13 protein-coding genes, 1 tRNA gene and 1 pseudogene are annotated in these 11528 nt (G+C 72.3%); 13 read left to right on the top strand and 2 right to left on the bottom strand.

Translation table 11 applies throughout. The annotated features are described in order from the left end of the window. Window positions 1-133: 133 nt before the first annotated feature. Window positions 134-277 (bottom strand): annotated as a pseudogene (locus ACFYXA_RS17180) (NUDIX hydrolase); the annotation flags it as partial. A 93-nt stretch (window positions 278-370) separates the two neighbouring features. Here ACFYXA_RS17180 and ACFYXA_RS17175 point away from each other — a divergent pair. The 11 genes from ACFYXA_RS17175 (at window position 371) to ACFYXA_RS17125 (ending at window position 6665) form a co-directional block, all read left to right on the top strand. After that, window positions 371-1711 carry an FtsK/SpoIIIE domain-containing protein gene (locus ACFYXA_RS17175; RefSeq protein WP_389033365.1) on the top strand — a complete coding sequence of 447 codons (1341 nt, stop codon included), beginning with the start codon at window positions 371-373 and terminating at the stop codon, window positions 1709-1711. Window positions 1712-1798: 87 nt separating this feature from the next. Continuing rightward, window positions 1799-1957 carry a hypothetical protein gene (locus ACFYXA_RS17170; protein WP_351090885.1) on the top strand — a complete coding sequence of 53 codons (159 nt, stop codon included), beginning with the start codon at window positions 1799-1801 and terminating at the stop codon, window positions 1955-1957. Next, a complete protein-coding gene (locus ACFYXA_RS17165) occupies window positions 1957-2613 on the top strand; it encodes a DUF2637 domain-containing protein (RefSeq protein WP_389033361.1) in 657 nt (218 codons plus the stop codon). The genes ACFYXA_RS17170 and ACFYXA_RS17165 overlap by 1 nt, the downstream gene beginning before the upstream one ends. After that, window positions 2610-2825, top strand: a complete 216-nt coding sequence (locus ACFYXA_RS17160) for a hypothetical protein (RefSeq protein WP_389033358.1) — start codon at window positions 2610-2612, stop codon at window positions 2823-2825. The genes ACFYXA_RS17165 and ACFYXA_RS17160 overlap by 4 nt, the downstream gene beginning before the upstream one ends. 1 nt (window position 2826) lies before the next feature. Beyond that, window positions 2827-3018, top strand: coding sequence for a mobile element transfer protein (locus tag ACFYXA_RS17155; protein ID WP_389033355.1), 192 nt, complete (start codon window positions 2827-2829; stop codon window positions 3016-3018). Window positions 3019-3029: 11 nt separating this feature from the next. Continuing rightward, window positions 3030-3188, top strand: a complete 159-nt coding sequence (locus ACFYXA_RS17150) for a hypothetical protein (protein ID WP_190154412.1) — start codon at window positions 3030-3032, stop codon at window positions 3186-3188. Between the two features lie 11 nt (window positions 3189-3199). Then, window positions 3200-3517 carry a SpdD-like protein gene (locus ACFYXA_RS17145; RefSeq protein ID WP_389033352.1) on the top strand — a complete coding sequence of 106 codons (318 nt, stop codon included), beginning with the start codon at window positions 3200-3202 and terminating at the stop codon, window positions 3515-3517. A gap of 91 nt (window positions 3518-3608) precedes the next feature. Beyond that, window positions 3609-5018, top strand: a complete 1410-nt coding sequence (repSA, locus tag ACFYXA_RS17140) for a replication initiator protein RepSA (protein WP_389033349.1) — start codon at window positions 3609-3611, stop codon at window positions 5016-5018. Beyond that, window positions 5015-5212, top strand: a complete 198-nt coding sequence (locus ACFYXA_RS17135) for a helix-turn-helix transcriptional regulator (RefSeq protein WP_389033346.1) — start codon at window positions 5015-5017, stop codon at window positions 5210-5212. Before repSA ends, ACFYXA_RS17135 begins: the two co-directional genes overlap by 4 nt. Next, window positions 5212-5571, top strand: a complete 360-nt coding sequence (locus tag ACFYXA_RS17130; RefSeq protein ID WP_389033343.1) for a hypothetical protein — start codon at window positions 5212-5214, stop codon at window positions 5569-5571. The genes ACFYXA_RS17135 and ACFYXA_RS17130 overlap by 1 nt, the downstream gene beginning before the upstream one ends. Window positions 5572-6110: 539 nt before the next feature. Then, entirely contained in the window at window positions 6111-6665 is a 555-nt protein-coding gene (locus ACFYXA_RS17125; protein WP_389033340.1) for a hypothetical protein, read from the top strand. Between the two features lie 178 nt (window positions 6666-6843). Here ACFYXA_RS17125 and ACFYXA_RS17120 read toward each other — a convergent pair. Then, window positions 6844-6916: transfer RNA gene (locus ACFYXA_RS17120), tRNA-Arg, on the bottom strand. Between the two features lie 321 nt (window positions 6917-7237). Here ACFYXA_RS17120 and ACFYXA_RS17115 point away from each other — a divergent pair. Continuing rightward, window positions 7238-8848 (top strand): dynamin family protein, encoded by a 1611-nt coding sequence (locus ACFYXA_RS17115; protein WP_389033337.1) that lies wholly within the window; start codon window positions 7238-7240, stop codon window positions 8846-8848. A 3-nt stretch (window positions 8849-8851) separates the two neighbouring features. Then, window positions 8852-11305, top strand: a complete 2454-nt coding sequence (locus tag ACFYXA_RS17110; RefSeq protein WP_389033334.1) for a GTPase — start codon at window positions 8852-8854, stop codon at window positions 11303-11305. Window positions 11306-11528: the final 223 nt, after the last annotated feature.

The following is an 11528-nucleotide window of genomic DNA, read 5'->3' as shown; positions in this document are numbered from 1 at the left end:
CCACCCGCCCAAGGACACCCGGCCATGAGACACCGCCAAGCGTCTTACGGCGCCATTAGGAGCGCAGGCCCGGCCGGGGGCCGGGCCGCGCGCGGTGAGCGGAGCGAGCCGCCTTGATGATGGAGAGAAAGTCTTATCCCGCTGGGATCAGGTGCTTCCCGTCATGGCTCCGTACATGGGGGCCGTTGCCGTCCAAAGCGTCCAAGAGCCTGATGGCGAAGGCCTCGGACATGCGCTCGCTGACCTCGTCTGGGGTGAGCCACGAGACTGCCGTGGACGGTCAGAAGCGGCATGGCATCCCGTTCCGTGCGGTCGCGGTCACCTCGCTCGCCGACGTCAACGCCGCCGCAGGGCCGAAGGCGGCCTGATCATGACCGGCTTCACGGTCGCTCTGGTGCTGGTCGTCGCCGCCGCGGGTCTCCTGCGGTGGCGGCGTCCCGCCTGGTACTGGCTGGCCTTCGGGGCCGCCCTGGCCACGCTGCGGGTTCTGGTCCGGTACGGCTCCGTCATGGACGCGTGCGGGCTGACCGTACCGCCCGCGAGATGGCGGGTCGCCCTGGCACGGGCCACGAACCGCCCTATGCCGGAGTCCCGTCCGCCGCGCATCATGCGGCTCCGGCCGACTCGCACCGGCCTGGTCTTACGTCTCAAACTGCGCCCCGGACAGGACGCCTTCGACATCGCCGCTGCCTCGGACCGACTGCGGCACTCGTTCTCGATGTACGGCGTCACCTCGCGTGAGCTAGAGGTGCGGATGACCGGCTACGACGTGCTCAAGCGGGTGCAGATGCCCGCCACGACCGAGACCCGGCCCATGCGGGTTCCCGTCGCCCTGCGGCAGGACGGCTCGGTGCACTACCGCGACTACCGGGCGATACCTCACGCCCTCACCCTCGGTGCCACGGAATCCGGCAAATCCGTCTACCAACGCAACCTGGTCGTCGGACTTGCCTCTATGGATGTCGCGCTCGTCGGCATCGACTGCAAACAGGGGGTCGAGCTGTTCCCGCTGGCCCGCCGGTTCTCCGCGCTGGCCGACAACCCCGACACCGCCGCCGAACTGCTCGACGCGCTCGTGACTCGGATGGCGGACGTCTATCAGCTCATCCGCGCCCAGCAGCGGATCACGGTCGACGTGCCGGACGCGGAGATCGCCGCCGACATCTGGGACCTGCCCGACGAACTGCGTCCGACCCCGATCGTGGTCCTGGTCGACGAGGTCGCCGAACTCGCCCTGTTCGCCGGCAAGGAGGAGGAGAAGCGGCGCGACCGCATCATCACCGCCCTGGTCCGCCTCGCCCAGCTCGGCCGCGCGGCCGGCATCTACCTGGAGATCTGCGGACAGCGCTTCGGCTCCGAACTCGGCAAGGGAATCACCATGCTCCGCGCCCAGCTCACCGGCCGCACCGCCCACCGCGTCAACGACGAGACCAGCGCCAACATGGCCTTCGGCGACATCTCCCCGGATGCCGTCCTCGCCGCCATCCAGATCCCGGCCGAGATGCGGGGGATCGCCATTACGGGTGACTCCTCCGGTGGATGGCACCGCATCCGGGCTCCGCACACCTCGCTCCGCCAAGCCGTGAACCTCTGCAACCGGCACGCCGACCGGACGCCGGACCTGCCCGAGCTGGCGCCGTTCCGGCCCGTCCTCGCCGTGCCCGCCGCCGCTCCTGTGCCGTCGGTCAAGCCTTCTCCGGCTACCGCCTGATCTCTCGCTCGCCACATCGGCCGGCGCGACCGCCCTTAGCGCCAAGTCCCTACCTCCGCCATGCCTGATGAAGGGAGAACCCGCTTCATGTGCCCCGACTGTGAGGACTTCGCCCGCACCGTTCTGCTCCTGGGACAGCTCGCCCTCTACGCCGACACCAGCGGCGCTGACCTCGACTTCGTCGACGTCGTCAGCCCGTCCCTGGCCGCCTCGCTTCCCGAGCCGCCGACCGGGGAGGAGCCCTGATGGCCGCCCCTCACGGCCTGCGTGTCGACGCCGTCCTGGTCCAGGCCGTGATTGCCGGGGCCCTGTCCTTCGCCCACCTGCACGACTTGGCCGCAGCTGCCGGACAGGACGGCTGGAAGGCCTGGGCCTACCCGGTCAGCGTGGACCTGCTCCTGGTTGCCGCCTGGCGACGGCTGCGCTCCGACGGCCCGTCCCGGCTGGCCTGGTGCTGGTTCCTCATCGCCCTGTTCGCCTCCCTCGGCGCGAACGTCGCCACCGCCGGATTCCTCGACCTGGCCGACCCGCCCGCCCTGCTCCGCCTCGGCATCGCCGGATGGCCTGCCCTCGCGTTCCTCGGCGGCACCCTCCTCGCGCACTCCGCAGACCACCGGGTCCCGGACGAGCCGGCACCCGCATCGGAAACCGACTCCGTCGCAGATCCCGAGCCGGAAACCGAACCCGTGCCGGGGCCCACCCCGGCCTCGGTCGAGGAACCGCCGGCGCTTCCGCCCGCCGACCCGGCTCCCGCGGTTCCCGCCGTCCTCGTCGACCACGCCCGCAAGGTCGCGGCCGACTACCGCGACCGCACCGGCGCCCCGATCGACACCGACACCTTGCGCGCCCGCCTCGGCGTCCCGCCCCACCTCGCCGACGCCATCGCCGCCCAGCTCACGTGACCGGCAAGAGAGGCAGACCGACCTCTGACCCCGCCGACCTGACCGCCGCCGACTACCTCGACGGCGCCCGCGAGATGACCGCCGCCGATCGGCCCTACCTCGCCCACCTGCTCGCCGCGGAAGCCGCTCAGCGCACCGCCGACCCGGCCACCGCCGCCGGCATCCGCGCCAGCTTCCCCGACCCGACCGCAATCCGAGAGGAGACCGACTGACATGCCTGGCCGCGACAACTTTCACTCCGTCATGCGGATCGGCCCCGTGCAGATCGGCACCCACCGCGACCGCACCGGCCGGACCAAGCACGCCGCCGTCTGCACCGCCGACCGCTGCGGCTGGTCCGCCGACTACTCCAGCGGCACCGCCGCCCAGCTCGCCGCCCGCACCCACCGCTGCCGCGTCCGCTAGGAGACACCGCAATGCAGGTCCCGCTCTGGTTCGCCCTCGCCGCCGTCGGCTACCTCGGCTGCAAGCTCTTCCGCCCGCCGCTCTGGCTGGTCCTGGTGCTGCTCCTCGGCGGCTACCTCATCGCCGACAGCCTCCTCGCCCCCGTCATCGACACCGCCATCACCAAGTAGGGAGCCCTGCCATGCTGCGCCCGAAGATCCCCACCATGCCCACCCCGACCGGGCTCGTCTCCCGGCCCGCCGTCGTCGAGCCGACCACCGTCACCCCGGGCGTTCCGGTACTGCCGTCGACGCCCGTCGCCCCGGTCCCGTCCCGCCCGGTCGTCCAGCTCACCCCCGGCACCAGCCTCGCGCTCGTCGGCGCTGGCACGGCTGTGGTCTTGGTCCTCGGTGCCGTCCTGGTCTCGCTGCTCCTGGCGGTCGCCGTCACCGGCGCGTCCGTCGCCGTCTGCGCCGTCGTCCTGCGCTCCCTGATCACCGCCGACGCCAAGCGTCGCTGACCGGCCCCCGGGCGGCCCTGATACCGCCAAGCATCCGCCGCCCGGGAGCCGTCCTCACCGATCGATCTCGCAACCGGAAGGAACCCTCAGCATGGCCCACCGGGCCTCATCCGCGACACCCAAGGTGCCCACGTCCGCCCACCCACTCGACCCGATCACCCTCGGAGACGTCCTCCGGGTGGCCTCGGCCTCCGACTACACCCGCTGGGAGGACCAGATCCGCCGCACCGGCGGCTGCTCCGACCCGATCCACCTCACCGGCTGGACGCTCACCAAGGACAAGACCACCGGCGAGACGCTGCATCACTACTCCACCGAGAACGAGCCGGGCGGACGCCTCCGCCTCGCCTGCGGGAACCGCCGTGCCTCCCGCTGCCCGTCCTGCGCCTGGGCGTACGCGGGCGACACCTACCACCTCATCCGGGCCGGCCTCGCAGGGGATGACCGCCGGGACATCTCCGCCGCCGTCCGCGATCACCCGCGCGTCTTCGTCACCCTCACGGCCCCGTCGTTCGGCCCTGTCCACAACCGGCCGGATCACGGCGGCCCCTGCCGCTGCGGCGACCGGCACGCGTCCGACGCCCCGGAGCTGGGCACCGCCCTCGACCCGGACGCCTACGACTACGCGGGCGCCGTCCTGTTCAACAACCACGCCGGACAGCTCTGGCAGCGCTTCACCACCCGGCTCCGCCGCGAACTCGCCGCCCGCCGCGGCCTGGCCCGCCGGGAGCTCGCCGATCACCTGCGCGTCTCGTACGGCAAGGTGGCGGAGTTCCAGAAGCGCGGGGCCCTGCACTTCCACGCCGTCGTGCGCCTCGACGGCCCCGAAGGACCGGGCACACCGCCGCCAGCCTGGGCCACAGTCGACGTGCTCACCGACGCGCTCCGGGCCGCAGCCGCGCACTCGTACACGTCCGTCTCGGTTCCGGCCGCCGCCGACCAGCCGGCCCGCACGTTCCGCTGGGGCCGACAGCTCGACGTCCGCCCGGTGAAGGCCTTCGGGGACGGCTCCGACATCACCGAACAGGCCGTCGCCTCGTACGTCGCCAAGTACGCCACCAAGGCCGCCGAGAACACCGGCACCCTCGACCGCCGCATCGGCGAACTCGCCGAACTCGACCGCCACGGCGTTCCCGACCACACCCGGCGGCTCATCACCGCGTGCCGCGACCTCGACGCGCTGTATCCGGACCGACGGCTCTGGGCCTGGGCGCACATGCTCGGCTTCCGCGGGCACTTCTCGTCCAAGTCGCGCGCCTACTCCACCACCCTCGGCGCCCTCCGCCAGGAACGCGCCGACTTCCGCGCCGCGCAGGAGGCGTCGGCCCTCGGCCTCGACGACCGCGAACCGGACACCGTCCTCGTCCTGACCGACTGGCAGTACGCCGGCCACGGCCACACCCCGGGTGAAGTCGCTCTCGCCGCGACCATCGCGCGCGACCTGCACACCAACCGCGAGACCGCCCGTGAGGCGCTCCGAAGCGAAGGGAACACGGAATGACCACGGCCGTCCGGTCGCGCACCATGCTGACCCTCGCGGAGGTCTGCGAAGAACTGGGCGTCTCGCGCTCGACCTTCTACGACTGGCGGGCGAAGCGGCGTGCGCCGCGCTGCATCAAGCTCCCGAACGGCGACCTCCGGATCCGGCGGAGCGATCTCGACCACTGGCTCGACGACCGCGAGGAAGCCGCCTGATGGAAACCACGTACGACGTGAAGGTCTACAAGATCCTCACGTACAAGGGTGCCCGGAAGACCACGTACACCGTGCGCTGGGAGGTCGCGGGCAAGCGCTGGCGTGAGCCCTTCGGCACCGTCGCGCTCGCCGAGGGCTTCCGCTCCGCACTGATCCGGGCCACGGGCAAGGACGAAGCCTTCGTCATCGCGACCGGGCTGCCGGTGTCCCACCGCTCCAAGTCGGCTTCGATGACCTGGTACGCGTTCGCCGTCGGCTACGCACTCAGCCGCGGCCGGCACCGGAGCGATCCGGAGCCGGCCGCGGCTGTGGCAGATCGTGGACGCCCGTTGGGCGGAACTCGGCGGCAACAGCCGTAAGAACACCGCCAAGACCCTGACGGCGGTCACCATTGCGCTGCTGCGTGCCCAGCCGGCCCAGTTCTCCCCGGTGGCTGTGCGGACCGCGCTGCGCGAGTGGGCGTTCAACGCGACCCGCCGTGCGGATGCCCCGCGAGACGTGGTCACCATTCTGAGGTGGGTGGAGCGCAACTCCCTGCCGGTCTCGGTCTGGGAGGAGCAGGAGAGGGTCGACGAGGTCTTGCGAGCCGTCGACACGCGCCTCGACGGGAAGCAGGCGGCGGCTTGGTCCCGAAAGCGCAACCGCCGGATTCTCAACGTCGTGATGAAGCACGCGATCCGGCGGCGCGTCCTGCGGACCAATCCCCTCCCCCAAGGGGAAGGAGGCGACGACTGTCACCAAGACCAGCAACGCCGTGGACAAGCGGTCCTTGATGAACGCGGACCAGGCGGCGGCGCTCCTCGACTGGATCCGGCGTCGGCCACGCGGGGGAAAGCGGCTGCACGCGTTCTTCGCCACGCTGTACTACTGCGCTCTGCGACCGGAGGAGGCGGTCGCCATGCGGGTGCAGGATGTGCGGCTTCCCGGTGGCGACGCCTTGGACCAATGGTGTGAGCTGCTGATCCACACGGCGACTCCGGAGGTCGGCAAGCAGTGGACCGACACCGGGGAGATCCATGAGGAACGTGACCTGAAGGGTCGTGCCGAGGGCGAGACGCGCACCGTGCCGGGGCATCCCGCCCTGACGCGCATCCTGCGGCAGCACATCGAGGACGAGCACCTCAAGCCCGGTGATCTGCTGTTCCCGGGGGAGACGGGCGGCATTCTCGCCGGCTCGGTCATCCGCCGGGCGTGGCGCAGTGCGCGCAAGGCCGTGCTGCCCCCGCACGTCTTCGATTCGCCCACGGGGAGGCGGGTGTACGACAACCGGCACACGCGCCTCACGAAGTGGCTCAATGACGGGATCCCGCCCGCTCAGGTTGCCGAATGGGCCGGGAACAGCGTGCCGGTCCTGCTGGCTACTTATGCACGGTGTGTCGAGGGGCAGCTGCCTGACCTGAAGAGGCGGCTGGAGGCTGCTGGAGATCTCCCCGAGTCGGCCGACGCAGGCTGAGGCTCTCGACGAAAACTTCGACACGTATTCGACACAGCCACCCGCGAAAACCCGGTGACAGCCGGACGGCCCCGGAACCTCCCCATGATCATCGGGGGAGTGTCCGGGGCTTCGGCGTGATGTGTGAAACGTGCTCTGACCAGCAAAAAGCCCTCCCCGAGGGGAGGGCGGAGACTTGCGCCCCCGGCAGGACTCGAACCTGCGGCCAAGCGCTTAGAAGGCGCCTGCTCTATCCACTGAGCTACGGGGGCCGGGTGTGTGGCCGCGTACCCGGTGCCCTGGTGTGGGCTGATCCGTGACGTTGCCGGGGACAAGGATAGGGCTCCCGGTTCCTTGTCCTGAGTGCTTCGCCTCCGTGGCTCGATGTGGAGGTTCAGTGAAGCGGTCCTGATAATCGCAGGCAGGTGCGAATCGTGCATCGCTTTTGGGTCCCTGCGGCCCCGGGTGTTGTGCACTCGTTATGCCTGCGCTGCGCCTCTGTCCCAGTCGCACCTTCCGTCCCTTGTGTCCTATCGGCGCGCAGGCATGTCTATATGCTTCATAAATCCCCCGAAATTGGGCATTCTTCGCATGTGGTGACCTTGGACGTACGGCCTCAGCTGCTCGACGCACTCTCCGCCCTGCGCGACCGTGTCGCCGCCGCACGCTTCCCGCTGCCCCTGGCGGGGGCTCCACGCGCGCGTGCCAACCGCGACGAACTACTGGCCCAGCTGGACGACTACTTGGTGCCCCGGCTGCGGCAACCCGAAGCGCCGTTGCTGGCCGTGGTGGGCGGTTCCACCGGCGCCGGCAAGTCGACGCTCGTCAACTCCCTCGTCGGACGGCGCATCAGCGAGGCGGGCGTGCTGCGGCCGACGACACGGACCCCGGTGCTTGTGTGCCACCCGGAGGACCATCACTGGTTCAGCGGCATGCGGGTGCTGCCCGACCTCACCCGCGTGTGGGTGCCCCATCAGGAGCCGAGCGACGACGACCTGTTGCTCCCCGGGCAGGACAGCAGACGGGTCCTGCGCATCGAGACCGCCGAGACCCTCCCGCCCGGCCTCGCCCTCCTCGACGCGCCCGACATCGACTCCTTCGTCGCTGACAACCGCTTCCTCGCCGCCCAGCTCCTGTGCGCCGCCGACATCTGGGTGATGGTCACCACGGCCGCGCGGTACGCCGACGCCATCCCCTGGCATCTGCTGCGCACGGCCAAGGAGTACGACGCGACGCTCGTGACCGTCCTGGACCGGGTGCCCCACCAGGTCGTCGGCGAGGTGTCCCGCCAGTACGCGGCGCTGCTCACCAAGGCCGGACTCGGCCACCTCCCCCGCTTCACGGTGCCCGAACTGCCCGAGTCCGCCTGGGGCGGAGGCCTGCTCCCCGCCACCGCGGTGGCCCCCCTGCGCACCTGGCTCGTCGAACACGCCCAGGACGCCGCCGCCCGCAACGCGGTGATGGCGCGTACGGCGTACGGCGTCCTCGACTCGCTCAAGTCCCGGATGCCCGAGCTGGCCGGCGCCGCCGCCGCGCAGTACGCGGCCGCGCTGCGGCTCACCTCGGCCGTCGAGGGGGCCTACGACGGCGAGTACACGCGCGTGCGGGGCCGGCTGCAGAACGGGTCCGTCCTCGCCGGCGACGCGCTGAAACGCTGGCGCGCCTTCCCGCTGGACTGCACCGCCGGCGAACTCCTCGACGCCCTCATGGAGAGCCTGGCCGCGCTCCTGGTGTGCGCCGTCACCGCCGCCGACGAACGCGTCGACGAGGCCTGGCGACGCGAACCGGCCGCGGCCGCGCCGGTCCTGCAGGACCGCGACGACTCCCCGGAGACCGCCGAGCACCGCATCGGCATGGCCGTACGACGCTGGAGGCGGGAGCTGGAGGAGTGCGCCGAGGACGAGGTGCGCCAACTGGACCGCAGGGCCGCCTGCGACCCCGAGACGGTCGCCGCCCTCGTCGCCACCGCCCTGCTCGGCGCCCGCAGGGCTCGCACGGCGGGCGAGAGCCTCGCCGAACGACTCGGGGCGCACGGCGCGCTGCGGCTGCGCGACCGGGCCGGACGGCTGCTCTCCGAGTACCTCGACCGAGTGATGCACAACGAACGCGAGCGCCGCCTCGCCCCGCTCGACGGCCTCGACGTCCACGTCGAGCCGCAGGCCGAACTCATCGCCGCGCTGTCCGTACTGCAGAAGGAGAGGTGACCGGTGACCGCCGTCACAGACCAGGACCACACGGGAAACGCCGATCACGGTCCGACGGGGTCCGGCGAAGGCGCCTCCGGCAGGGAAGCCGGAACGAACGGCGCACCCGTGCGGGGCGAGGAAGCGCACGAGGGGGAGGAAGCGGTCTCCGACGGTGACAGCGGCGAGGGCGCTGCGGACGCCGAGGGACCGTCACGGGCGGCCCAGGACGCCTCACCGCCCGCCGACGACCATCCGTCCTCGCGGAAGGACAAGGAGCACACCCGGGGACGGATGAGCGTCGGGTGGGCGCGCTGGCGTGAGGGCGACCGCGCCGCACGGAAGGGCGCGAGCGACCGCAAGGCCCGGACCCCGGCCGCCGACCGCGCGGCGCCGGGAAGCGACCGCCATGAGGAGCGCTCCGCACACGCCCGGGACGACGACGGTTCCGTACGCGCCCAGGACGACGACCGCCACGCACGCGCGCGTGAGGGCGACGGCGACGTACGCATGAAGGATGACAGCGGCGGCGCACACGTGCGGAAAGTCGAAGGCGGCGCCCACGCGCGGGGCGGTGCTTCCTCCTCCCGTGGTCGGAGCGACGAGCGCCCCGCGCGCGTGCGCCAAGGCGGCGGGCGGGTCCCCGCGGCGGTGCAGCCGTCGGCCGGAGACGCCTCCACACCCCAGGACGGCGGCGACTTCTGGGACGACGGACTCATCGCCCGCCGGGTGAACGAGGCCACGGCCGCCGAGCAGACCACCACCGCCACCGCCACAGCCCCCGGCGTCAGCGAGGTCCGTCCCGGCGGCGGCCCCCAGACCGTCCCCCCGCTCGCCTACGACGGCCACCTGCGCTCCCGGCTCGACGCCCTGCGCGAACTCGTCGGGCTCTCCCGCGCCCGGCTCGACAGCAAGACGCTTGCCGAGGCCGGCCGGGTCCTCGACGAGGCGGCGGCGCGCCGCAAGCTGTCCGGGCAGCACACGGTCGTCGCCATCGCCGGAGCCACCGGCAGCGGCAAGTCCCAGCTGTTCAACACGCTCGCCGGGGTGAACATCTCGGAGACGGGCGTCCGCCGGCCGACCACCGCCGCGCCCATCGCGTGCAGCTGGAGCGACGGCGCGGCGAGCCTCATCGACCGGCTGGGCATCCCGGGCCGGCTGCGCAGGCGTCCGGTGCAGAGCGCGGACGCGGAGGCGCAGTTGCAGGGGCTCGTCCTGATCGACCTGCCCGACCACGACTCGGCGGCCGTGCAGCACCGCGAGCAGGTCGACCGGATTCTGGCGCTTGTGGACGCCGTCATCTGGGTCGTCGACCCGGAGAAGTACGCCGACGCCGTCCTCCATGAGCGCTATCTGCGGCCCATGGCGGGTCACGCGGAGGTCATGTTCATCGTCCTCAACCAGATCGACCGGCTGCCCGGCGAGGCCGCCGAGATGGTCCTCGACGACCTGCGGCGGCTGCTCGACGAGGACGGCGTGGCCCTCGGTGAGTACGGCGAGCCGGGCGCGACCGTCCTGGCGCTGTCCGGGCTCACCGGGGACGGCGTCGGCGAACTGCGCGAACTGCTCGGCCAGTTCGTCACCGAGCGAGGCGCGGCGGCACGGCGGATCTCCGCCGACGTGGACGCCGCCGCGGGGGAGCTGCGGCCCGTGTACGTGACCGGGCGGAGCACCGGGCTCAGCGAGGAGGCGCGGGACGAGTTCGCCGCCCGGCTCGCCGACGCGGTGGGCGCGGTCGCCGCCGGTGAGGCGGCCGAACGCGCCTGGCTGCGCAACGCCAACCGGGCTTGCGGCACGCCGTGGCTGCGGCTGTGGCGCTGGTACCAGGACCGGTACGACCCTCCGACCGGCCGGATGCCGTTCCGCGCGCAGGCCGAGGAGGAGGCGACGGCGCGGCAGCGTGTCGAACAGGCGGTGCGCACGGTGTCCGAGCGGGCCTCGTCGGGCCTGCCCGCGCCCTGGGCGCAGGCGGTACGGGAAGCGGCCGTGCGCGGTGCGCAGGGGCTGCCGGAGGCGCTGGACGAGCTCGCGGCGCAGGCCGGGCTGCCGCCGGGGCGGCCGCCGCGGCCGGGGTGGTGGCCGGCGGCGGTGATGGCGCAGGCGTCCATGACCATCCTTCAGGTCATCGGCGGCCTGTGGCTGTTCGGCCAGATCGTCGGGGTCATGTCCCCGAACCTGGGCGTGCCCGTGCTGCTGATGCTGGCCGGGATCATCGGCGGGCCGCTGGTGGAGTGGGGCTGCCGGATGGCGGCGCGCGGCCCGGCGCGCAGATACGGCCAGGACGCGGAACGCAGACTGCGGGAGGCCGCCGCGAGCTGCGGCCGGGCGAGGGTCCTGGACTCCCTCGCCGCCGAGTTGCTGCGGTACCGGGAGGTCCGTGAGCAGTACGGGCGGGTGACAGGAATGACGAGTGCGACGGGCATGACGAGTGCGACGGGCATGACGAGTGCGACGGGGGTGGCTGCCGGGGCGGGGTGACGCCCTCCTCGGCCCCGGGACCTCTGGTTTCACCGCTCGATCCCTCGATCGGGTGAGGGAGTTGTCCACAGGCGGGCGGTGGTCCACAGAGCCCGGCGGGCCCGGCTCGACGGAGGCAGTCTGGTTTCGCGGCGGTCGCGGTGACACGGCCGTCGCGGTGGGTGCGGCAGCCGCGGGAGTGCGGCTGTCGCGGCCGGACGCTTTCCGTACGGGACGGGCCCGT

The sequence above is a fragment of the Streptomyces sp. NPDC002566 genome, assembly GCF_042889585.1.
Classification (GTDB): Bacteria; Actinomycetota; Actinomycetes; order Streptomycetales; family Streptomycetaceae; genus Streptomyces.
This window is presented reverse-complemented; position numbering and strand designations above follow the sequence as displayed.